The 22,329-nt window shown below is 57.5% G+C and carries 17 protein-coding genes; 9 read left to right on the top strand and 8 right to left on the bottom strand.

Annotated features, from left to right (window positions below; all coding sequences use genetic code 11):
* Nucleotides 1-113: 113 nt before the first annotated feature.
* From ABHR63_RS08740 to ABHR63_RS08730, 3 genes are all read left to right on the top strand, one after another.
* On the top strand, nt 114-1,736 hold the full coding sequence (locus tag ABHR63_RS08740; protein ID WP_430392756.1) for an ABC1 kinase family protein: 1,623 nt from the start codon (nt 114-116) through the stop codon (nt 1,734-1,736).
* Nucleotides 1,737-2,167: 431 nt separating this feature from the next.
* Nucleotides 2,168-5,962 carry a DUF4430 domain-containing protein gene (locus tag ABHR63_RS08735; RefSeq protein ID WP_346965124.1) on the top strand — a complete coding sequence of 1,265 codons (3,795 nt, stop codon included), beginning with the start codon at nt 2,168-2,170 and terminating at the stop codon, nt 5,960-5,962.
* A 9-nt stretch (nt 5,963-5,971) separates the two neighbouring features.
* Nucleotides 5,972-6,874: a DUF4430 domain-containing protein gene (locus ABHR63_RS08730; protein ID WP_346965123.1), complete on the top strand. Its 903-nt coding sequence runs from the start codon at nt 5,972-5,974 to the stop codon at nt 6,872-6,874.
* A gap of 160 nt (nt 6,875-7,034) precedes the next feature.
* On the opposite strand, the gene ABHR63_RS08725 is transcribed toward ABHR63_RS08730, so the two are convergent.
* From ABHR63_RS08725 to ABHR63_RS08715, 3 genes are all read right to left on the bottom strand, one after another.
* Nucleotides 7,035-7,442 (bottom strand): GtrA family protein, encoded by a 408-nt coding sequence (locus tag ABHR63_RS08725; protein WP_022095123.1) that lies wholly within the window; start codon nt 7,440-7,442, stop codon nt 7,035-7,037.
* 219 nt (nt 7,443-7,661) lie between these two features.
* Nucleotides 7,662-8,057 carry a GtrA family protein gene (locus ABHR63_RS08720; RefSeq protein ID WP_022095122.1) on the bottom strand — a complete coding sequence of 132 codons (396 nt, stop codon included), beginning with the start codon at nt 8,055-8,057 and terminating at the stop codon, nt 7,662-7,664.
* Between the two features lie 78 nt (nt 8,058-8,135).
* A complete protein-coding gene (locus tag ABHR63_RS08715; RefSeq protein ID WP_346965122.1) occupies nt 8,136-10,052 on the bottom strand; it encodes a fructose-1,6-bisphosphatase in 1,917 nt (638 codons plus the stop codon).
* 320 nt (nt 10,053-10,372) lie between these two features.
* Between ABHR63_RS08715 and ABHR63_RS08710 the strand changes: the two genes are divergently transcribed.
* Nucleotides 10,373-11,263 (top strand): DegV family protein, encoded by an 891-nt coding sequence (locus tag ABHR63_RS08710; protein WP_346965121.1) that lies wholly within the window; start codon nt 10,373-10,375, stop codon nt 11,261-11,263.
* An 81-nt stretch (nt 11,264-11,344) separates the two neighbouring features.
* Here ABHR63_RS08710 and ABHR63_RS08705 read toward each other — a convergent pair whose 3' ends face one another.
* Nucleotides 11,345-12,436 (bottom strand): beta/alpha barrel domain-containing protein, encoded by a 1,092-nt coding sequence (locus ABHR63_RS08705; RefSeq protein ID WP_055250887.1) that lies wholly within the window; start codon nt 12,434-12,436, stop codon nt 11,345-11,347.
* A 191-nt stretch (nt 12,437-12,627) separates the two neighbouring features.
* Between ABHR63_RS08705 and ABHR63_RS08700 the strand changes: the two genes are divergently transcribed.
* The gene (locus tag ABHR63_RS08700; RefSeq protein WP_346965120.1) at nt 12,628-12,798 is read left to right on the top strand and encodes a hypothetical protein; all 171 of its coding nucleotides are present in this window, start codon (nt 12,628-12,630) and stop codon (nt 12,796-12,798) included.
* A 24-nt stretch (nt 12,799-12,822) separates the two neighbouring features.
* On the opposite strand, the gene ABHR63_RS08695 is transcribed toward ABHR63_RS08700, so the two are convergent.
* Complete coding sequence (locus ABHR63_RS08695; protein ID WP_346965119.1) at nt 12,823-13,926, bottom strand: RsmB/NOP family class I SAM-dependent RNA methyltransferase; 1,104 nt, start codon at nt 13,924-13,926, stop codon at nt 12,823-12,825.
* A gap of 59 nt (nt 13,927-13,985) precedes the next feature.
* Nucleotides 13,986-16,136, bottom strand: coding sequence for a methionine--tRNA ligase (locus ABHR63_RS08690; protein ID WP_346965118.1), 2,151 nt, complete (start codon nt 16,134-16,136; stop codon nt 13,986-13,988).
* 132 nt (nt 16,137-16,268) lie between these two features.
* On the opposite strand from ABHR63_RS08690, the gene ABHR63_RS08685 reads away from it, so the two are divergent.
* Together ABHR63_RS08685 and ABHR63_RS08680 are read left to right on the top strand one after the other, a co-directional pair.
* Nucleotides 16,269-16,838, top strand: a complete 570-nt coding sequence (locus tag ABHR63_RS08685) for a DUF3267 domain-containing protein (RefSeq protein WP_346965117.1) — start codon at nt 16,269-16,271, stop codon at nt 16,836-16,838.
* A 67-nt stretch (nt 16,839-16,905) separates the two neighbouring features.
* Nucleotides 16,906-17,481: an epoxyqueuosine reductase QueH gene (locus ABHR63_RS08680; RefSeq protein WP_089572108.1), complete on the top strand. Its 576-nt coding sequence runs from the start codon at nt 16,906-16,908 to the stop codon at nt 17,479-17,481.
* A gap of 60 nt (nt 17,482-17,541) precedes the next feature.
* Here ABHR63_RS08680 and ABHR63_RS08675 read toward each other — a convergent pair whose 3' ends face one another.
* Nucleotides 17,542-18,198, bottom strand: a complete 657-nt coding sequence (locus tag ABHR63_RS08675) for an XRE family transcriptional regulator (RefSeq protein WP_158551273.1) — start codon at nt 18,196-18,198, stop codon at nt 17,542-17,544.
* 2 nt (nt 18,199-18,200) lie between these two features.
* Entirely contained in the window at nt 18,201-19,451 is a 1,251-nt protein-coding gene (locus ABHR63_RS08670) for an arginine deiminase (protein WP_117637309.1), read from the bottom strand.
* 253 nt (nt 19,452-19,704) lie between these two features.
* Between ABHR63_RS08670 and ABHR63_RS08665 the strand changes: the two genes are divergently transcribed.
* Nucleotides 19,705-21,147 (top strand): YfcC family protein, encoded by a 1,443-nt coding sequence (locus ABHR63_RS08665; RefSeq protein ID WP_035137320.1) that lies wholly within the window; start codon nt 19,705-19,707, stop codon nt 21,145-21,147.
* 28 nt (nt 21,148-21,175) lie between these two features.
* The coding region (locus tag ABHR63_RS08660) for an arginine deiminase (protein ID WP_346965973.1) at nt 21,176-22,329 on the top strand (1,154 nt) is incomplete at its 3' end.

Genomic DNA, 22,329 nt, shown 5'->3' with positions numbered 1-22,329 from the left:
ATCTAGATCCCTTGGGTGACGAGGCGGCGGTTGTCGATGAGGTCGACGCCGCCGTCTCGGGCGCTCGCAAGAAGCCGCGCGCCGTCGATATGGTGCCCGAGGAGCCCGACGCGATGGCGCCGGACGAGGAATACCAGCTCACGCCGGCGGGTCGTCGCGAACGCATTGGGCAGATTGTACGCCTGGTCAAAAAGTACCGCGTGTGGGATAACCTCACGCCGGTTCGTTTGCGCCGCCTGCTCGAGGAACTCGGCCCCATGTTCGTCAAGATGGGGCAGATTTTGGCCAACCGGTCCGAGATTCTGCCGCAGCGCTTTTGCGACGAGCTGCGTCGTCTGCGCTCCGACGTGGAGCCGGTGCCGTACGAGGTCGTACTCAGCTGTCTGGAAGAAGAATACGGCCTGCGCCTGGGGGAGATGTTCGATGCGATCGACCCCAATCCGCTTGGTAGCGCATCGCTCGCACAGGTACATCGCGCTCGTCTGGTGACGGGCGAGGACGTGGCCGTCAAGGTTCAGCGCCCCGGTGCGCAGCAGGTTATGGCACAGGACATCGATATCATCCGCTCGGTGGTGCGTATCGTTTCCAAGTTCGTCAACACCGATCAATTCGTTGACCTGCACGGCGTAGTCGAGGAGCTGTGGACCTCGTTTCGCGAGGAGACCAACTTTTTGGCCGAGGCCAAAAACCTCAACGACTTCTACGAGTTCCATAAGAGCGTTCATGGCGTGACGTGCCCTAAATCCTATCTGGACCTGTGCACCGAGCACGTGGTGGTTATGGACTACGTCGACGGCATTTCGATCGCCGATCCTGAACGCTTGGTGGTCGAGGGCTATGACTTGGAAAAGATCGGTGCCGCGATTGTCGAGGACTACTCGACGCAGGTGCTCGACGACGGCTTTTTCCATGCCGACCCGCATGCGGGAAACATCATCCTCAAGGACGGTATTGTCTACTTTATCGACTTGGGTATGGTCGGACGTATGTCGAGCCATGATCGCGGTATCGTCAAAGACATGATTTTCGCCGTGGCCGAGGGTGACGTGCCCAAGCTCAAGGATTCGCTCATGCGCTTTGCCGTGACGCGCGGCGATTCGGCCGAGCTTGACCATTCGGCCTTTTTGTCCGACTTGGACTTTATTGTTGCCGACTTTGCCGGGCTCGACCTTAAAGACCTGGATATCGGCGAGTTTTTGACTTCGCTGTTAAACCTCGCGCGCAAAAATGACGTTGAGCTGCCGAGCGTGGTGACGATGTTCGCCCGCGGCATGGTGACGCTCGAGGGCCTGTTGACCGAGTACATGCCCAACGTCAACATGATCCAGATCATCCAGACGCACATCAAAAACGAGAAGAGCACCTACGCCCGCATGCGCGAGATGAGCCGCGATCTTGCCGCGAGCAGCTATCGCGCGGCAAAAGGCTCGCTCGAGGCGGCCGAGTATCTGGGCTTGGCTTCGCGTATGCTTACGCGCGGCCAGCTTAAGGTAAACACGCAGATCATGAGCAGCGATAAGGCGCTGCGACAGCTGGGCGGAATTATCGACCGCATGTCGATGGCTATCGTTATCGCCGGCCTGTTTATCGGTTCGTCGGTGGTGTACTACGCACGCATCGAGCCGGTTGTGTTTGGTATCCCAGTCATTGGCTTTATGGGCTACGTGAGCGCGCTGGTGCTGGCGCTTATGCTGGGTCGCAATATCTGGCTCAACAGTCACGGCGGCAAGCACTAGAGGCTGCGGCCGTCACCGCATTTTCCTATCGCAAACAATAGCTTTTACCTTGGGCTTCGCCTGCGTGCGAGGCCCTTTTGCGTGATAGCATATTGACGGTTTTAATCGATGGCCTAGATGGTGGTGCGGAGACGCACGAATGCGCGGTTTTCCTGCGCGTTTGGGAGAATCGGGGTGCAAGTCCCCGGCTGTACCAGTAACCGTAATTCCTCTTGGCTCGGGATGTTCGCGTCGCAGATCGGACGGCGCGCCCGAGTCGTTAAGGTTAAGTCGGATCGCCTCCCATCTTGCATGCGGCTGCGGCGTATGCCGCCGGTGTGCATAGGGCTCTGGAGGGAAGGGGGACCCCGATGGGGGAACTCGAGCGCAACATGCGCGATGACGTGGGGCAGCTTCAAGGCAACGCTCCAAGTACAGACAGTAGGAGACAAATGGATATGTTTGAGGACGAGTGCCAGCGTGCCTCGCTTCGTCGCCGTGGCGTAATCGCGCGCGGCGTAGCCAAGCGCGGCCTGGTGGCATTCCTGGCCTTCGCGATGGCCTTCAGCACCACGCCGGCTCAGCTGTGGGCCGAGGGTGCCGAGGGCATTACCGACGCTGTGGCTCAGGCTACGACGCCAGGCGAGGACGCAGCGCTTGCGGGCGGTACCGCTGAGCAGAGCGGCGCCGAGGTTTCGGATTCCGGGAGCGCGCCTGCAGCCAGTGCCGCCACAACAGAGGCAGCAACTGGCGACGAAGGCTCGGCGACGGGGGAGAGCCCTGCCACGAGCGAGCAGTCTTCGACGGCATCCGCTGGCCAAGCAGGATCTGCCGCCGCGACTGCCGTCCAGACAGAGAACCCGACAGAAACCGGCGATGTCGCCAAGAAGCAAGTCGAGGTCTCGTTCTCGATTATCGGCACCGATGCCGACGGCAAGGCTCAGACCTGGGTGGCACCTACGCAGCTCAAGCTCGATGAGGGCGCGACGGCTGCGGATGCCTTCATTAAGCTGCAGGAGAAGACGGGCTTCAAGGCGAAGTACGATCCGAACACGGCATACGGTTTCTACCTCGAAAGCATCACATCCCCGAGCGATGGCCGCACGCTCGCCTACGATCCGACGACTTATGCCTTCTGGCAGCTGTTCGTCGACGGCGCGTCTTCCTCGGTTGGCGCGAGCAGCGTCAAGCTCACCCAGGGGCAGAAGATTGAGTTTGCCTATACGGCTGGTAGCTCGTCCCCTGTCGTTAAGGACCAGGTTGCCGCAAATGTGACCGTCATTGGTCGCGATGCCCAGGGCAAGACTCAGACTTGGGTCGATAACGCGCAGTATGTGGTGACGTCCGGCTCGAGCGCGCTTGACCTTACGAAGGTCGCGCTCGAGGCGAATGATATTGACGCCGTTGCTGCGGGCTCCTTCATTCTGAGCCTTAAGTACAACGGCGTTGAGCTGGGTACGCCCCAAGATTATTCGACCTATTGGCAGCTGTTCATCAACGGCAAGTCGAGCGACTACACGGCAGACAATGTCACCATTCATGCTGGCGATACCGTTACGTGGTTCTACGGTGGCTGGGGCGACCAGTTGCCCTCTGATTCTGTTCATGCTTCTGTTCAGGTACTTGGTAAGGACAAGGACGGCAAGCAGCAGGTTTGGGCTTCGACGGGCCAGACGAGCCTCAAGGCAGGCTCCACTGCTAAGGATCTCCTTGAGCAGACCGGCCTTACTCTCGATGCTGGCGAATCGCCTTGGGGCTGGTTCCTCAACGGCATTACTTCGCCGTTCGATGGTAAGTCCTATGGCTGGGATGCTGCGACCAATAGCTATTGGCGCTTCTACGTAAATGGCAAGTTCGCCGACGTTGGCGCCGGTGCCTACGAGCTCCAAGAGGGTGACGCCGTCACCTTTATGTATGGTGCTGACGCCGGTGCCCTTCCTGGCCAGGTTCTTGGTTCTGTCGATGTTATCGGTCCCGATGTCAACGGGAACAATACGCGTTGGGGCACGGCAAGCAATGTTTCTCTGCCCGAAGGCTCCACGGCCCAGAACCTTATTGAGGCAGTTCTGAAGGCCAAGGGCGTTGCGTACAACGGCTCCCAGAGTGGTGAGTACTGGTTCCTGAATTCCATTACTTCGCCGTTTGATCACAAACCGTATGGTTGGGATGCTGCGACCAATAAATATTGGCATCTGTATATCAACGGAGAGCCCTCCTTACTTTGCGCCAATCAGATTACGCTCAAGAGCGGCGATAAGGTCACGCTTGCCTATACCACCGAAAATTCGCCCATGCCCGATCCCGACAAGATTGTCGTGGATCCGAGCGCGACGACTCCTGATTGGGATGCCGAGTGGGCCGGCTACGGCAACAGTGGCAACGGTTCGACCGTAACGGATGCCAAGACGCCTGCGCAGGCCGCCGGTCTTAAGTGGGCCTTCGATTGGAAGGCCGAGTCTGGTCAGCAGTATGCCAACTGCAGCGAGCCTGTCATTGCTAACGGCTTTGTGTACATCGCGACCGAGAACGAGCTCATTAAGATCGATTCGTCCACGGGCAAAAAGGTTGCCTCTGCGCCGCTTGCCTCCAAGGTGAGCTATACCTCTCGTCCGATCTATACCAATGGCCTTATCATCGTTCCGCTCAACGGCGGTGCGGTCCAGGCGATTACTGCAGACAAGCTGATCTGCAAGTGGCTGACGCCCGGTTTGACGGACTTGACGCAGAGCTCCTGCACCGTCGTTTCGGACGGCGAGTACGTCTATGTTGGTACGGTCGATATTTCGTATGACGAGAATTACAACGCGACCTACGGCAACGGCTCCCTTTCGCGCATTAAGATTGCCACGGGCGAAGTTTCTTGGCAGAACATCGACCCTGCCGAGGGCTATTACTGGACTGGTGCGGCTTTGACGGATAAGTATGCCATTGTTCCTACGAGCGCGGGCACGCTTAAGTGCATTGATAAGACGACGGGCGATGTCGTTTCGACCATGAAGCTCGGCGCTCTCGCGAACGCCGACTGTGTCGCCGATCCGTCCAATGGTTCGACCTTCTATCAGATGACGCACGATGGAAAGCTCCATGTGATTTCGCTTTCGGCGAAGGGCGTACTGAGCGAGCAGAAGACGGTCGACCTGGGTCTTACGAATAACATGAGCGCACCGGCGGTGGCTGGCGAAAACTTGATTGTCGGCGGACAGACGGCTACTGGCTCTGCTCTGGCTTTCTATAATCTGAAGACCGGTAAAACCACGATGGTCACCGCTGCTGACGGTAAAGAACTGCCGGCCGGATTTAACGGTATTGCTGCTACTCCGCTGGTGAGTGTTCAGGGCGGCAAGACCTATGTGTACTTCACCGTTAACAGCGCGGATAGCAAGGATTACGTTAACTACTCTGCTGGTGGTGGCGTGTATCGCTATATGCTCGGCGATGCAGAGGCGACGCAGATTTATGATGCGGCTGGCCATTACCAGCACTGCGACTCTCCGGTCATTACCGATGCATCTGGCAACCTGTACTACATCAATGATTCGGGTACTCTGTTCAAGCTGGGGGCTGTCGAGTCTTGGACGGTTGCCTTTAATTCCAACGGCGGGTCTGCTTGCGACACTAAGTTTGTTGCTACGGCCGATGGCAAGCTGGTCAAGCCGGCCGATCCGACGCGCGATGGCTACACTTTCGGCGGCTGGTATACCGATGAGGCTTGCACGCAGGCGTATGACTTCAGTACGCCGGTAACGGCCGATCTGACGCTGTATGCCAAGTGGACCAAGAATGCCGTTAAGCCTGGCGGTAATGGCGGTTCTGGCTCCAATGGCGGCAATGGTGGCGCTGGCAACGGTTCCGGTGCTGGCGCTGGCACGGGCACGGGTTCCGGCTCCGGCACGAAGGGCCAGCAGGCTGGCGGCGCTGTCGCTCCGGGTCATAAGCCGATGACCAAGACGACGGTGTCGACCAAGACCGAGACCAAGGACAACAAGCCCAACAAGAAGGACTCCGATAAGTCCGATAAGAAGGACGAGAAGAAGTCTGACAAGAAGTCTGACAAGAAGGACAGCAAGTCCGACAAGAAGTCCGATTCCAAGTCCGATACGGGTGCTGCTTCCACGACCACTGCTAAGAAGTCCTCTGGTGCTTCCGAGCAGGAGACTGGCACCAATCCGCTCGCCATCGTTGGCATCGCCGCCGGCGTCATCGGTCTCGCCATCGTCGGCGTGTTCGTGTTCACCAAACGTCGGTAGGTGAGGGCTGTGTCCAATAAATCCAAGGACGCTGACCCTAAGCAACCAGATTCCTCGTTCATTCAGTTCGACGATGCAAAGCAACAGGGCGCCGCTTCGGCGGCGTCCGCCCCTCGTCGCAAGGCGCTCCTTGGCGTTCTGACTGCCGCGTGCACCATTCTGATCGTCGTCTCGCTGGGTTTCGTCCATCCTTCCACAAGCGGTGCCTGGTCCATCGACTGGATCATTCAGACCGTGACGGGGGAGAGCGTCGTCACCAAGGACACCAGGGCGTCTGGCTCGACTACGACTTCGGGCGAGGCCAGTTCCGAGGATTCCAAGTCATCGAATGATGCAAAAGACGAGTCCAAGGGTTCGAACGACGGCAAGGACGATTCTGAGTCTTCGGACAAGGAATCGCATAAAAGCTCGGATAGCAAGAAGTCCGATGGTCAGGGCGGCAAGAAGTCTGGAGATAAATCCGCTGCCCAGAATACGGGAGCCGGCGTTACTCCCAATGTGTCTGGCGGTGCTTCTTCGGGCGGCGGTCAGTCGTCTGATGGGGCCTCCAGCTCTAATGGCGGAAGCGCTCCCTCGGGCGGACAGGGCGGCTCGCAGGAGTCCAACTACGTAACGGTGACGGTTTCGGTCACATCGAGCGCTGTGGGCAATCCTGTGTCTTCTGGCGGCACCTTTACCTTTAACGAAGGCGCCACCGTTTACGATGCCCTGTGCGCGCTGGGCCTTTCTGTCAACGCACACGGCTCATCGTACGGCACGTATGTTTCTGCGATTGGTGGTTTGGCCGAGAAACAGTACGGCGGCACGAGCGGCTGGATGTATTCCGTCAACGGCACAACGCCCATGACGGCCTGTAGTAACTACGTTCTCTCAAACGGCGACAACGTAGTCTGGTATTACGTTACAGACTAGAGGCCTCGACATAGCGCGCCAGACGGGCGGTTCGGACCAACATCCGAGCCGCCCGTTTTTCATGCGAATGGGACTGGATCGCCGGGTCTCTCGGCAAACAAAAAAACCGGTTGGAACGGGAATTCCAACCGGTTATACATTCAAGCAAATAGTGAATCGACTACGACCGTGCGCCCTCGAGGAAGAAGCGGCGGCTGAAGTAGTTGTACCAGGTGACGAGGAATGTGGCGATGGCCTTCATGGCCTGGTAGCCGATGCTCAAAAACGTGACGCCCACAAACATGTACAGGTCGTTGAGGCCCAGGCCGATCACCGACAGGATGGTGAAGATCGTGAACTCGCGCTTGCGGCTCATGCCTTCGCGGTGGTCGAACACGTACTTCATGCTGAGCCAGTAGTTGACCACGACGGACGTGATAAACGAAACCGTGGTGCTCATCAAAAAGTCGAGGTGGAACAGCTCGACGAGCGCAATGAGCATGCCCCAGTCGATGCCAAAGGAGATAAGACCCACGACGGCAAACTTGAGGAACTGCTTGGTATGAGGTTGTGCCAGCGCCTTGCGCACGTAATCACATCCAATGCGTTGATGAATCGAGCAGAGGATACTTTAGAGCTTTTACAAGGGAAACGTAAGGTCTTTGCCAAGAACTATATGAACTCGCCAAATTTTCAAGAGCTAATCCGCAAACGTTGAAAATTTGCCCGTAAACGAGCGACACCCACGGACGATACTGCGCTGAGTGCGCGTCGTCCGTGGGCGCCGTAATGCTACAGGGGTTTCGAGCTATTTTGTCTCGTCGCCCTCCAGGAAGATTTTTCGGGTCACAAAGTTGTAGACCATGACAAGCGCGGTGGCACAGATCTTGGCGATATTGGCCTCGAGTCCCAGGCCGGCGTTGAGCGCCAGCACGATGCCATCGTTGAGCACCAAACCGATCACGGACAGCACGACAAAGATGATGAACTCGCGGCGGCGGCTCATGCCTTCCTTGTGCGCAAACACGTATTTCATGCTTGCGAGGTAGTTAAAGATGAGTGAGATGATAAAGCCGCTGGTGTTGGCGATTAGGATGTTGAGGCCCAGACCGTAGTGGAGCAGATTCATAATGCCAAAGTCGATAACCGTGGCAATGACACCGACGACGCCAAATTTCATAATCTGCGCAAGGAGCTTTTGCATGGTACCTGCCTTAAGCTGGCGCCGAAGCGCCGCGGGGATGACAAACTTAGCAAGTTTAGCCAATCCCCGCGGGTGGTGCTAGGCGCGCTCCTCGATAGCACCGTTTCTATATGCATCGAGCAGCTGGCGCAGGTCCTGGATCTGGCTGCGAATCTTGGCGCCAGTATCGGTGTCGCTCACCATGCGGCGACGGTCTGCTTGGTCAAAACGGTTGGTCTCGCTCTCGATGTCCACGTTGCGCGTGAGTGCCTCGGCAACCGTCGTAAAGGCCCGGTGCGACTTGAGGCGGCAGCCGCGCGAGCTCGAGATGAGCGTATAGCCGGCGATGCCCGTCTTGGGATGGTAAGCGCGGCAGAAGCCGCCATCGATGACCAGTAGCTTGCCCTCGGCGCGGATGGGCTGCTCACCCTTGGTGGTTTTAACGGGCGTGTGGCCGTTGATGATGTGGCCGGTCGGCGAGCATGCCATGGCCGCGACGCCAAACTCGCGCATGATATCATCGCAGACCGAGGGCGACTTGGTAAGCGTAAAGTACGGGTCCATCGGCTCGACCCAGGTGCTCTTATCGGCGATATAGGCGCGCTCAAAGGTACGCACCAGGCGTCCGCTGGCGGGTGAATTGAAGCCAATCCACAGGTACCACATCCAGTCGAGGGCATCGCGGTCGCCCACGCGCCACGCGCGGCGGGCGATGTGGTCGCAAAAATCGAGATAATCGCGGCCAGCGTGCCAGGTGCCCAGGCAGTTCATGCTGCTAAAGGTGCCGTCTTCGTTGAGCGGAACGCAGCCGTGGAAGAGCAGGTTGCCGTTGGCGACCTTGTAAATCGAGCCGTGGGAATAGAGGAAATCGATATGGCGATGCAGGTGATCGGCGGTGACAAACTCTGACATGAGCTTGTCGATGATGTGCTGCTCCTGAGACGTGAGCGTGTAGGGGTCCGCCGGGTCGACGGTGGGGAAGTCGTTGGTCGTGAGCGGCCACACGCTGTCGTCGGCGAGCGTGACCGTGCCGGTGTCGTGGTCGATCTTGTCGAGTAACAGGCGGTCGGTCATATCGAACTCGGGGTGGCGCTGGATAATCTGGCCCTCGAGCTTAAAGAGCAGCACGTTGATGGCCTTGATCAGCGGGGTGATGGACTCACCGGCGGTGTAGGTGGCATCGGCAAAGGCGACAAGCTCACGCAGCGAGATGCCGTAGTCGTTCTCCAGGATCTCGTAATTGTCGTAGCGCAGGTTGTTGCGCAACACCGTGGCGATGCAGGCGGGCTCACCGGCCGCAGCGCCCATCCACAGCAAGTCGTGGTTGCCCCACTGGATGTCGAGTGAATGGTAGGTGAGCAGACGGTCCATAATCTTGGCCGCGCCGCCGCCGCGGTCGAAGATGTCGCCCACCAGGTGCAGGTGGTCGACGGCCAGGCGCTTGATGAGCGAGGCGAGCGACTCGATAAAGTCGTCGGCGCTGGCGGTCTCCAGGATGGACTCCACGATGCGCTCGTGATAGCGCACGCGATAGTTGTTCTCGTCCGGGTGCGTGTGCAACAACTCGTCGATGATGTAGGCGTAGTCGCGCGGGATGGCCTTACGCACCTTGGAGCGCGTGTAGCGGCTTGAAAGTGAGCGAGCGACCATGATGAGCTGGTCAAGCATCGTCTTGTACCAGGTTGGCGAGTCCTCGCGCCGGCTGCGGACCAGGTCGATCTTCTCGCGCGGGTAGTAGATGAGCGTACACAGCTCGCCCTTTTCGTCAAAGGAGAGCGTGTCGCCAAAGATCTCGTCGACATGTTCGCGCACGACGCCCGAGCAGTTGTTGAGGATGTGCATAAAGGCTTCGTACTCACCATGCACGTCGCTCATAAAATGCTCGGTGCCCTTGGGTAGGTTGAGGATGGCCGAGAGGTTGATAATTTCGGTAAATGCGGATTGTTCGGTGGGGAACTGTCTCGACAGAAGGCGCAGATACTTAAAGTCTTGCGGATTGCGATCGAATGCGACCATGAAACACCTTCCGATGGGGTTGGTAAAACTGATAAACAGCGTCAAACGTTTATCAGTATGCGCCGCTTTTGTTTCGGTTTTTCGCCAGCGGCTGAATTGTCGGCTGAACGGTTTGGTAAATCGATTTAGTTGAGGTAGATATGGCGGTTGGGTGGAGACGACAGAGGGTGTTTTTTCAGATATTTATGCGTGGGGCCGGTGGAGACGATGGTGGTAAAGATGTTCACTATTTTTGGTTCGATTTGGTAAATAGTGGACATATGTACCGTATGTAGGCTCACTGTGCGATAATTTGCGCAGCAATGAGTAAGGAGCCTCATATGAGTGATTTTGTCCTGACCTGTGAATCCGCCGCCGACCGAACCCGTGAGTTCTTTGCGTCGCGCAATATCCCTGTCGTGTGTTTTCATTACGAGATCGACGATGTTGTCTATACGGACGATCTGTATCAGTCGATTACGCCGGACAAGTTTTTTGCCCAGATTGCCGCGGGCGCCATGCCCAAGACGTCTCAGGTGAGCGTGGGTGAGTACGAGGAGTTTTGGGAGCCGTTTGTTGCCGAGGGTAAAGACGTGCTGCACCTGACGTTGTCGTCGGGTATTTCGGGCACGTATGGATCGGCCTGCGTCGCGGCGCAGATGCTTGCGGATCGCTATCCCGAGGGCGGCAAGGTGCGCGTCATCGATTCGCTGGCGGCGTCTTCGGGCTTTGGCCTGTTGTTGGAATATGCCGCCGATGTGCGCGATAGCGGGGCTTCACTCGACGAGACGGCTGCCTGGATCGAGGAGCACAAGCTCAACCTGCACCACTGGTTCTTCTCGACCGATCTGTCGAGCTACCTGCGCGGCGGTCGCATTTCGGCCGCGAGCGCGATCATCGGCACGGCGCTTAAGATTTGCCCGCTTATGACGGTCGATTGCGAAGGTAAGCTGTCGCCACGTGAGAAGATTCGCACTAAGAAGCGCGCGATTTCCGAGATGGCTAAGACCATGATGGCACACGTACAGGACGGTGCGGATTATTCGGGTAAGTGCATCATGTCGCAGTCGGCGTGCCGCGAGGATGCCGAGGCGGTCGCGGCGCTGATTGAGGAACAGGTTCCGCAGCTTAAAGGCAAGATTGAGATCAATGACATCGGTACTCTGATTGGCTCGCATACCGGACCTGGTACGGTGGCGCTCTTCTTTATGGGCGACAAGCGCGTGGATTAATTTGCCCCATCACGTCGCTGCATGATTGCTCAAACGAAAACGGCCCGCCTCACGTTTGTGGGGCGGGCCTTGCTGTTGCGGCTAGCGTTTCTTTCCGCGGAAGAAAAAGCCGTGCAGTGACGGCTTGAGGCCGCGGTTGGCGCGATGCTCCTCGACGCGCTCGTGGATCGAAGCGACGCGCTCGATGACTTCGTCGGGAATCGGCACGTCGGGATTCATGTTCTCGACCTGGCTGACCTCGGCGGCGGCGACCTGGTCGATAATGGGCACATCGTCGCGCGAAATAACGGGCGTGGCGTCTTCCTTCATCTTGCGATAACGCTGCATCATGTCGGTCTGTAGCTGCTGGGCCGAAGGCGGCGTCCAGATGATGGCGTTGGCGCCGGCGGCGATGGTCTCGCGAATGCTCTCGGGCGTCTTGCCGCCCGGCGCGATGAGCGGCAGGTTGGGATAGTGCTCGCGCAGCTCGCGCAGGACCTGCGGCGTGTTCTTGCCGGCTGCGATGTTGAGGATCTTGGCGCCGGCGCGCACCTTTGCGTGAGCATCGTCGTCGCAACGAACGACCGTGGCGATGACGGGGATGTCGGCGATGTTGGTGATGTGCTCGACCATCTCGGCGGTGGCGGGGGAGTTGACCACGCAGCCCGCCGCGCCCTGCATCTCGGAGACGGCTGCCATCTGCACGGAGCGCTTACCGGTGGTGGTGCCACCGCCCACGCCTACAAAGACCGGGCACTCGGCGACGGTCAGCAGCGCTTGCGTAATGGCGGGCTGCGGCGTGAAGGGGTAGACCGCAAAGACGGCATCGGCGTTGGAGTTGCGGATAACCGCGACATCGGTGGTGTAAATGAGCGACTTGATGCGGCGGCCAAAGAGCGTGAAGCCGCTGGCCTCCTCGATCTCGTCGGGCATGCGAAGGGCAGCCTTGCGCAGGCGTCCGTCGATGGGCAGGGGCTCCATAGGGAGCAGACCGTTGGGCGTGACGGCTACTTGGGGCTCGGCGAACTCGTCTGCGAGCTCGACCTCGGAAAAATCGACCGAGGCGACGATGTCCTCGTGCACCTCGGCGGGCACATCGATGGGAGCTTGGTCGTTTGCCGCCGCAGGCGTGTCGAAGGAGCTGGTGCCGACGAAGGCGTCGACGCGCTCATTTAGATCGTTGAGGGTATCCATGGAGGCTCGATTCTATGTGATGATGGCCGGCGCGATGCAGCCGGAATTGCGAATGCTAAATCGTTTGACGAGTTGATTTTTCCCCGCCGCGCCATCCGTTAGACCGAAGGGCCGGCGAACGTGAAGGAGCTGTGGTGGCGGGTATCGAGGTGCTATCTTGAAAGTCCCGTTTAAAAGAGAGGTGACGCGGTATGGAATTTTCGGCAATGTTGGGCTCGATTGGCCTATGCGTGGGCGCAATCGTAGCCGCCGCGGTCATCTACTTTGTGGTCACGGCCATTAAGGGCAAAGGGGCCGAACGCAAGGAGCGCGCGATGCTTAAACAGCATCGCGACCAGCAGGGCAAACGCGCACAGAGATAGCTTGTTGAGTTTTGGATCCGTGCGCTAGCTGCGTTTTCGAATCAGGGCAATGTAGAAGCCCTCAAAGTCGCGGCTAGGCGGAATGGTCAGCGTGCCGGGCAGGCCGTTGGCGATGGCCGATACCTGACTCGCAGCAATGGCCTCGGTCAGGGCGTTGGACTCGATGTGCGGCTCCTCACCAGCTTCCTGGGCGCGGCGTGCTTCACTTTCGCTTGGCGTGCCGTCGAGGGGGATGAGCTCGCAGTCCATATGCTTGTCGAGGGCCTCTTGCAGGGTGTCCTCGTTTTCCTGCGGCAAGATCGAACAGGTGGAATAGACGAGCGTGCCGCCCGGTTTGAGGGCTCCCATGGCGCGGTCCAGAAGCGCGCGCTGCGAGCGGGCGCACTTGCCAAGCAGCTGCTCGGTCAGGCCGCGCAGGCTTTTCTCGTTGCCGCTGATGACGGTGCCTGTGCCGGTGCAAGGAGCGTCGAGCAGGATGCGGTCAAAGCGGAAGAACTCGTCGAGCTCGCGTGCGTCGATGCGCATGACGGGCACGTTTTTGGCACCCTGGCGATGGAGGTTTGACTCGAGCTTTTCGGCGCGGGGAATGCTCATCTCGCAGGCTGTGAGATGCGCCTGGCCCTGGGTGAGGGCGGTGATCTGCGTCGTCTTGCCGCCAGGGGCTGCGCACATGTCCAGGATGTCCTCGCCTGCCTGGGCGCCCAACACCAAAGGCGGCATCATGGACGACAGGCTCTGTAGGTAGATCTTGCCGTCGCGGTAGATGTCGAGATCCCACAGATCGGAAACCTGGGCCTCGGGCAGGATAAAGGCGTCTGGGTACCAAGCGACGGGGTTGTGGGCGATGCCGGCGGCACCGAGCGCCGCAGCGATGTCCTCGGCGGTCGCCTTGAGCGTGTTGGCGCGCAGCGTGACCGGGCGTGTGGCCGCGGCGCCGAAGCCCTCGATCATGAGCTCGGCATCGGCGGGCGCATAGGCGCCGGCGACCGTGTCGACCATAAAGCGCGGCAGGTCGGCGGCGCAGGGAAGGGCGGCAAGCTGGTCGGAAAGCTCGGTGGAGGCAAACTGCCTAAGCTTGAGCTCGGGCTTAACCTGCTTTTTCTGCTTACGACGACGCGGCTTGGACATCCGTCTTTCCTTCCCGTTCCAAATTGACTACTTTCCGGGCACGCCGCTGCTGGCGTGCTTTAGTACTGGCTCTCGTGCTTGCTAAAGAAGTCGAAGCGCGGGGGCAGCGGCTTCACGCGGTGCTCGCCGGGCTTCTCGCCCAGGCTCTCCACAAACTCATCCGTGGAGGCAAAGATGTTATCCCAGCTAAAGAAGGCGACCGGGTCAACGTCGAAGTACTCGCAGATGAGCTCGCAGCCGGCCGGCACGATGCCGTGCATGAGCACGGTCGCTACGCGCAGCTCGGTAAAGGCGTCGACGAGGGCCTGCGTCATGGCGGCGTTGGCCGGCTCGCCCTCGAGCTTGTTGGCGGCCTTGGAGGCATCGCTCCAGCGCTTGTTGGCGGCGCGCAGGTAGTCGTCGCACACAGCGAGCGCTCGGTGCGTCTCGAACTTGTACATGGCCTGCTCAAAGGCGAGGGCTGCCTGCTGGGCGGCTTCGACCACGGTGTCAGAAGCGGCACCGGCGGGGATGCAACCGTTGCGATAGGGACTCTCGTCGCCCTCCTTGACGGCGACGCCGTAGAAGCAGCTGCGGGCCAGGCGGTTGAACACGCCGGTCAGCAGCGCGCTCTCCTTAAGGGCGGGGTCGATAACGCGCTTGTCGTCGCAGGCGCGCACCTCGTTGCCGTCCTTGTCCTTGCCGGTCACGCGCGTGTCGTATGCCTTGGGGCTAAAGCTCACCGGCTTCTCGGACAGGCCGAGCGACAGCCAATGCGCGCGCATCTGCTCGCAGGTGTAGTGGTTGAGTAGGTCGTCTGCCGGCGGGGGAGGCGTCTGCGAGGACGAGCTGGCCTTTTTGCCCATGTAGAGCAGGTGGTAGCAGGCGCTGACGGTGCTCTGCGTGAGGTCCCAGCCCAGGGCCTCCCACATGGCGGTCTGCGCGATGCAGTAGAAGTAGATGTTGTCCTGACCGATAAACTGGTAGATCTGTGCGTCGTCCGAGCACCACCAGTCGCGCCAGTCGAGCGAGCTGTGCTGGTAGGTGGGCGCGGGCACCTGTGTGGAGTCGGCGGCGGGCTCGCCCATAAGGGCGGCGTCCTGGGCGGCGACACCCTCGGTCACGCCGGCGGCGCGGGCGTCGCGGGCGAGTACGGTACGCGTGTAGCTGATGGGCGCCCACAGGCTCTCGGGCCAGCACCAGCAGGTGACGTCGGAAACGCCGTCGACCTGGGGCACCGGAACGCCCCAGTCGATGTTGCCGGTGATGCGGAAGGGCACGAGCGCCTTGCCGCTGCGGAAGCGCACGCCGCCGTTGGCGAGCACCGCGTGGGCGTCGTCGCGCTCCTTCCAGCTGGGGAAGGTGACGGTAAAGCTACTCTTGTTGCCCTCGGGCTCCAGCACGGTGTGCTCGGGAAGCTGATCCTCGACGGCATCGAAAGCCTCGCGGAACTTGTTCTGAATATAGAGCTGTGCCGGCAGCAGCCACTCCTCCATGGTCTTGGAGACCACGGAGCGAACCTGCGGGTTCTGGGCGAGCTTGGCGGTGTAGGTCTTCATAAAGTCGAGGTAGGCCGGCAGGTCAAAGTAGAGGTTGTCGACCGGGCGCAGCTCGGGCACCTCGCCGGTGAGCTGGCTCTTGGGCGCGATGAGCTCCTCGGGCTCAAACTGGTGACCCAGGTCGCACTCGTCGGCATAAGCCTTCTCGGACTTGCAGCCTTGGATGGGGCAGCGGCCGATGACCTGGCGGCCGTTGAGGAACGTGCCGGCCTTGGCGTCGTAGAACTGCAGCGTGGAGCGCTTGGAGATGGTGCCCTGCTCGTGCAGGCGCTCGATAATCTCGGCGGTAACCTCGTTGTGAATCTGCGCAGCCGGCTCAAGGCCCGAGCCGCCGTAGATATCGCAGCTGATGTTGTAGTTGTTGAGGGTCGCGGCTTGGCGGGAGTGATTGGACTCGACATACTCGCCGATGGACTTGTCGTAGCCCTCGTTCTCCTTGAGCTTGCGGTAGCTTTCCATGATGGGCGAGCCATAGCAGTCGGTGCCCGAGGTGAAGATGACGTTCTCGCGGCCCAGACGGTCGCGCAGGAAACGGGCGAAGAAGTCGGCCGGGACAAAGACGCCGCCAACGTGGCCAAAGTGAAGGCCCTTGTTGCCGTAGGGCTCGCCGGCGGTAACAAGGGCGCGGCGAGGCCAGCTGGGACGGTCGTTCATGGAGTATTTGGATGCCATGGGACTCCTTCGCATATGGTGAGAGCGCGGCCGGGCGCAAGGCCTGGCGACGCGGTGGTCAATTCGTGCATATCGTTCGACATTATCGCACATGCGGGCGGGTACGTGGCAGGGGCGCTATCCTAAGATGCTATGAATGAGATTTCCAACATACATGCGTTTGAGGACGAGGATTTTCTGCACGCCTGCTTTGTGTGGGGGATGGCCGTGCTCGGCGCATTTGCCGTGTGCCTGGTGCCGGTGTTTATGCTGCTGGGCGGACCCGCGGACCTGGATGCGGCTGACGCGGGCGGTTGGACGGCGGTCGTGGGCTGGATAGTCGGCTTGGCTGCGATCTCAATGGCGTCGTTCGCCGTGCACGAGCTGGTGCACGGTGTGTTTTTTAAGCTGCTGGCGCCTGCGGGCGCGAAGGTGACCTTTGGGGCGAATCGCGAGACAGCGATGATCTATGCCTGCGCCGAAGGCGTTGTGTATTCTCGCCGGCGGTACGTGGCAGTTTGCCTGGCACCGACGGTTGTTGTGACGACAACGCTTGCCCTGGGGTTTGCGTTTTCGGGCCATCCGCTGCTGTGCTACCTGGCGGCCGGCTTGCATTTGTCGGGCTGTGTGGGCGACTGGTATTACGTGCGGACCATCTTGCGCGACCGCCGTATCGTCGCCTGCGAGGATACGTCCTTTGGCGTGCGCTTTTTCGCAAAGTAGTCTTTTTGGGACGGGGCTATTTTAGCTGCCATGATGTCGGGGTGAGTTTTCTGGGACGGGGATGTCGATGAAGTCGTTGTTGCTGCATGCGTGCTGTGCACCATGCTCGCTTGAGCCGGTTCGCCTGCTGCGCGAGGAGGGGTTTGAGCCCACGATTTGCTGGACCAATCCCAATATTCAACCGCGCGATGAATGGCGGCGGCGTCTGGACGAGCTGCGCCGGTGGTGTGCCGATGGCGACATCGAGCTCATCGAGGCGGGGGAGGACCGCGAGCGCTGGGAGGCCGGCGTGGCCCCGCTGGGTGCCGATCGGCCCCGTCGCTGTCGCTCGTGCTATGCCCTGCGCTTGGCCGAGGCGTGCCGCGTGGCCCAGGAGCGCGGGTTTGAGTTTGTGGGCACGACGCTCGCCGTCTCGCCGTATCAGCTGTTCGATACCTGCAATGATGTTTTGGAGCGTCTGGCTGCCGCCCGCGGTCTCACCCCGGTGATTCGCGATTTTCGCCCGTATTATCCCGAGGCTACGCGCCGTTCGCGTGAGCTGGGCATGTATCGGCAGAATTACTGCGGCTGCCGTTTCTCGGCGGTCGAGGCGGCCATGGATCGCGCCCGCATCCGCGACGAGCGCAAAGCCGCCAAAAAGTAGTTCATTTGGGCTGGGACTTTGAGCTGTCTGTGCGGTACGGTCGTTTTTGGGAAAGTCGATTTAATTAAGCGTGTGATCGTGGCTCGCTTGATACCAAACGACGACTCCTATGATTCTAATCCTCCGTTTGTTAAACATCAGATCCGGACTTGCTGTTGCATATGAATGGGACGACAGCACAATCATGTCGTTTCCTTCTGCAAATCGCCTAATTACCGGTGTTTTACCGTCTGCGAGCGCCAATACAGCACAGCCGTTCCAAGGCTTTGCGGTGGTATCGACAAGTAGTAAGCTGCCGGGAGGGTAAATGCGGGACATTTCGTCGCCTTTGATTTTAACGAAAACGCTATGTGGGTGACGTTTGGCTACGTCTACAGGCGCGCAAGCATTTTGTTGGCCGTGCGTGATGCGGCGCTTTTGCGATTCGATATCGATGACGGGAAATGTACCCTCCATTTCGTGGATAGCAGGGTCTTCGTCGGTGACGATTCTTTTATTTGCGAGCTTTACAGCCAAACCGTTTTCCTCGCCAACAAGTTCATCGCGGGTGCAACCGAAGAGCGCTTGTAACTTTTCAATATAGCGCTCACGGGGGGCATACCGACTTTTTTCCCAACGACAAACGGTCTCTTTAGATACCCCCAACATCTCTGCAAGTTGCGCCTGACCAAGATGCTCCATGGTGCGGAGTTTACGAATATTTGCCCCGAAGCCCATGGCTATAGATCCTCTCGCCACAGAGGGAGGCATAGACAGTTTGTGCCACCATAGCCTTTGGTGAGCTCGTCAATGGATAGCGGGAATAATTCCATTCCTGCTTTCTCAAGCGCTTCGTTGGTCCAAACGTTTTCTTCATATACGCATAGTTTTCCTGGCGAGAGCGCAAGGATAGACGTTGCGTTGTTCCGGCGTTCTCTTTCGTAGGCGGTTTGATTCCCGCCTCCGCAGTCAATCACTTTTATTGGTTCGCAACAGGCTGCAGAGAGTATTTCCGGAATCGTGCGATCGATAGGAGTGATCGTAAGGCCCCTTCCGGATCGTTTTAGTTGAATGCTGTATGCATCAACGGCATTGCATATCTCACGATCGATGAGGAACGCGTCGTGATCAATTCTACTTATGAACGTATCGAGGTGGATACGCAGCCCGTCAGAGGGGACTCGAATCGCAATTAGCTCGGTGGTCTGGAATTTATTTGAGGTCAGGAGCTCTTTGGCAAGTGACTCGACGGCGGCGGGTTCAGTTCGGTCAGAGATTCCAACTAATATTGTCTTAGCACTGATAACAATAATGTCTCCGCCTTCTATATGGTAGCTACTCCTGTTCAAATCACATATTGGAGTTTCTCCCATGATCTTGTGGTGGGTGAATATCTGCCGGTATAAGGCGACCTCACGATCACGCTCAGGCCAATACATATGATTTAGGATGATGCCGTCTCCGACTACCACAGCAGGATCACGAGTGAAAAAAAGCGTGTTGAGGGGATTGACCAAGAGCGAGGCGGGATCAAATTGCTCGTGCACGAGCGCCCGTAGTGTTTCCGACTGGTTTGAACATAGCTCAGTGTCTCCAAAGCGAATGCCGTTAAGTACTATATTCACCAATTCCTGGGTGTTCTTAGCGTTCTCAAACAGCTGGGTTATTGCCTCGAGGAACTCTCTGCCTGTTGCCCCGCTGCAACGGAGGTAGTCATCAATAAAATATTTAAGTGATTGGGGCTCAGTTTCAAGTGAGTCTTCGAGAAGGTCCCTAATTTCAATGGTTTCTACGCCATGCTTCTCAAGCAATTGAACCATGGAATCGTGCTCATACATTGCTTTGTCGAGGTCAAAACGACCGCTCCATTTTCGCAGGGAGAAAACTTGGCTGAAGTCGGCATCAGGGTAGTTTTGTGTTTCAGCTCCCGGTCGATGGACAAGTACGGCTTTTAAATGACCGATTTCATTTGTTATGTGTATGCCTTGCATGCCTGTCTCCTGTCCTGCTGGTTTTTATATAAGGCTAAGGCAGGTTCCTTGTTGTGTTGCGGAAAAGTTAAAAGACGTATGTAATTGACAAATAACATCAATTTAAAATATCAGATTGATTAATAACGTCACTTTAGCTGCCGTTCATAGGTGAAAAGCGACACGATAGCGATGGTTGCCCGACCACCGCTGAGCAACCTCATACATTTATGGTGCCAGCTGGATCGATGGGAAAAGGAATGAAGGAGGAGATATGGCAGCGGAAAGTTCGAAAGGCATCAAGCAGTTCAAGGTCCCGCACGTATATGCGATCATCTTTGCACTTATGGTCATCTTCGCTGTTCTCACGTGGATTGTTCCCTCTGGGTCCTATCAGCGTCAGGAGGTGAACGGTCGTGAAGTCACTGTCGCAGGTACGTATGAGCAGAGTGAAAAGACATATATTGACGAGGAAACCGGGGATGAAGTAGATCTCAGACAAGGTGTCTTCGATGTTCTTCAGGCTCCAACGCGCGGTATACAAGAGGCAATTGAGGTCGTTGCATTCATCTTGATTGTGGGCGGTTCGTTTCAGGTTATTACTAAAACGGGCGCTATCACGAGCGGAATGGGTCGTGTCGTTCGCCGCTTTAAGAACAAAGACATTCTAATTATTCCTATTGCGATGGTTCTCTTTGCATTGGGCGGAACGAGCTTTGGCATGGCGGAAGAAACTCTCCCGTTCTTTGCGATCTTCATGCCAATTATGATGGCTATGGGCTTCGACTCGATGACGGCGTTCATGGTCGTGTTCGTTGGAGCGCGCACGGGTTACATCGCCTCAACGATTAATCCGTTTAATGTTCTCATTGCGCAAGGTATTCTTGGTATTCAGGGCAACCCCCAGCTGTGGCTGCGTATGATTGCCTGGGTTGTTTTGACCGCCGTTGCAATTACTTGGGTTGTCCTCTATGCACGAAGGGTAAAGAAGAATCCTGAGTCATCGATCACATTTGAGGATGATATCGCCAAGAAAGTCGAGTTCGCTGCCGATGAATCTGCCCTTGATGCGGAATTTACGGGTCGTCAAAAAGGCGTGCTTGCGGTATTTATCGCTGGAATGTGCCTTATCATCTGGGGACTTGTGACCCAGGGCTGGTATATGAACGAGATTTCTGCGGTCTTTTTGGCCATGGGCTTGTTGGCTGGTGTTATTGCGGGCTTTAGTCAGGACGTCATCGCTCAGGAATTTGTTGCGGGTATCGCTGACTTTGCTTTCTCGGCAATTGTCGTTGGACTTGCGCGTGGCATCCTTGTCATTGCCTCTGACGGCATGATCATCGATACCATCCTCAATGCGCTCGCCACTGGTCTGGGCGGCATCCCGGCGGTTCTCTTTACTACGCTTCTTTATGCGGTTGAGAACCTCCTGGCGATCCTGGTTCCCAGCTCATCTGGCCTTGCAGCACTGACCGCTCCCATTTTTGGACCTTTGACCGAACTCATGGGCCTTAATCCCGAGGCTGCCGTGTGGGCTCTCTCCATGGGTAGCGCGACGATGTCTTTGATCTGTCCTACTAGCGCCATTCTTGTAGCGGGTTTGGGCGTGTGCAAGATCAAGCTTGGCCAGTGGTGGAAGACCGTTTGGAAATTCTTCTTGGTCGTGTCGCTCATCAATATCGTATTCGTAGCAATCTCGGGACTTATTGCCCTGTAGGTTTCATGGCTGAAATGGAGTAACAGGAATGCCTAAAGGACTGAATGTACACAGCGAGATTGGTAAGCTCAAGAAAGTTGTGCTTCACCGCCCCGATCGTGACCTTGTGAACGTAAAGGCAGAAGAGTTCGAGGATGTCTGGATTCACGACTGTTTCTATCTTGATGTGGCTCAAAAGGAGCATGATGCCTTTGCGGATCTTCTGAGGAGCGAAGGTGTTGAAGTTCTCTATATGGAGAAACTCGTTGCTGAAGCGCTGGATGCATGCCCCTCGGCTCGCGCTGAGTTTACCGATACATTTATGGCTGAGAGCGGAATTGTCAATCCTATGCTTGAGCAGGCTGTTCGTGAAAAGCTCGACGCTATTTCAGATTCGTATCAGTTTGTACTTGAGGCTATGGGGGGGTATCGTTATCGTGACCTTGAGCTGCCTCGCGTCTCGACTACGCTTAGCATGATGGATAATGAGGATGCGAAGCCCGATGATTTGGTGTTGAAGCCTCTTCCGAGTTCATATTTCTCTCGCGATCCTCTTGCTTCTGTGGGCAAAGGCGTTCTGCTTCACCATATGTATTGGAAACAGCGAGATCGTGAAGTGCCCTTCTATGAAGCGATTTTCAAATACCATCCCGATTATGCAGGGACTCCGATTTGGTACGACCATAAGAATCCCTGGCATATCGAGGGCGGTGATGTGCTTAACATTAACGCTCATACCTTGGCTATTGGAATTAGCCAGCGAACTGAGGCGGCTGCGATTGAGGAGCTTGCAAAGAATTTGTTCTGGGGATCTGGGAATTCTGAGATCGATACCGTTTACGCTATTAAAATCCCCAACGGCTATGCTTACATGCATCTTGACACCGTTTGCACCATGGTGGATTTCGATAAGTTTACAGTTTATCCCGGTATTTTTGAGACCCTTCGTGTTTATCGTCTGACTCGTGGTGACTCTGAGGGAATGGTCGCTGTTCAAGAGATTGATGACACGCTTGAGCATATTCTTGAAATGGCTACTGGCGTGGAGAAGGTGCAGCTTATTGAGTGCGGTGCCGGCGATATGGTTGAGGCGTCTCGCGAGCAGTGGAACGACGGGTCGAACACTCTTGCCGTTGCTCCTGGTAAAGTCTGTGTTTACGAGCGCAATGTTGTCACAAATGATGAGCTCTACAAGAACGGTTT

Origin of the sequence: Collinsella aerofaciens (genome assembly GCF_039752775.1) — a bacterium.
GTDB lineage: Bacteria > Actinomycetota > Coriobacteriia > Coriobacteriales > Coriobacteriaceae > Collinsella > Collinsella aerofaciens_R.
Note: the sequence above shows the minus strand (reverse complement) of the source record. Positions and strands in the feature narration are given on the sequence as shown.